The 1,044-nt window shown below is 50.8% G+C and carries 1 protein-coding gene; it reads right to left on the bottom strand.

The genetic code is table 11. The features are described from left to right. Positions 1 to 94 precede the first annotated feature (94 nt). On the bottom strand, positions 95 to 1,044 hold a 950-nt coding region (locus tag Q0338_RS06025), incomplete at its 5' end, for a TonB-dependent receptor (RefSeq protein WP_298085968.1).

The raw sequence follows: 1,044 nt of genomic DNA, 5'->3' as shown, positions 1-1,044 counted from the left end.
AAATTTGGCGACGGGAGTTACCATATAGGTAATGACCGAGCCAAATTTAAAAGCAACGAAGTATAGGGCAAAAAGACGAGCCGCCGCTCAAATTTTAAAAACTAGAGTGGAAGCTAACAAACACCGCCCTCCCCGGCGCATGCACTACCGGATCGGGATCTAGCGCCCCTACGTGCTCGCCGCTGATAAACTCGGCGTAATCTTTATCAAATATATTTGTGACCCCAAGCCTCACGCCCCAGCTGTTTTTAAACTCAAATCCGCCGTAAACGTCCATCGTCGTAAAGCTCTTGGCCGCTTCGCGCTTGTCGATGCCAAAGCCGGTGGTTTTATCAAAATCTCCCCTATTTTGCTTTGCTACGTAGCGCACCGCAGTGCCGATATTGTAGCTGCCAAAGCTCGCGTAGTCTTTGTAATCAAAGGCTAAATTTGCCTCAAACGGGCGGATCTGATAGAGCGGTCTGCCGTCGGTTTTGTTTTGTCCGTAGTTGTAAAATAGCGAGGTTTTTAGCCCGAAATTTCGCGCGAAGTTATACTCGCCGCGCAAATTTACGCTGTAAATCCTAGCATCGACGTTGCGCGTGATGACGGCGTTTTTATTCATCGGCGCAGCAGCGGCCGAGTGGCGGCGATCGTAGATAACCAGATCCTGCGCGTCGTCTGCGATAAAGTGCCCGCCCACGCTAAAGCTATCCTCGCCCTGACGCGAACTCATGTATTCTTTATAAAATTCGCTCTTGTAAGTAAAGCCCAAATTTACGCGGTTGTGACGCTCGGGCTTTAGCAGCGGGTTGCTCACCCAGCCGTTATTCATCGGACCGTAAAGCGTGTTAAATCGCTCCATATTGCCGGGTATGCGCTGCAAGCTCTCAAGCGCCGCGTAGTAGCTATCTAGCTCGTTTGGCGTAAAATCGTATTTTAGGCTGGCGCTTAGGCCGTCTTGCTTGACGCTACCGTCAAAATCATATCCATAAACGCTGCGGATAAGCCCTTTTACCGTCCGAAGCGGCGCGGCAGGCGCAAAATACGGCTCGTTTAGTCCCT

It is taken from the genome of uncultured Campylobacter sp., assembly GCF_938018145.1.
GTDB lineage: Bacteria > Campylobacterota > Campylobacteria > Campylobacterales > Campylobacteraceae > Campylobacter_A.
This window is presented reverse-complemented; position numbering and strand designations above follow the sequence as displayed.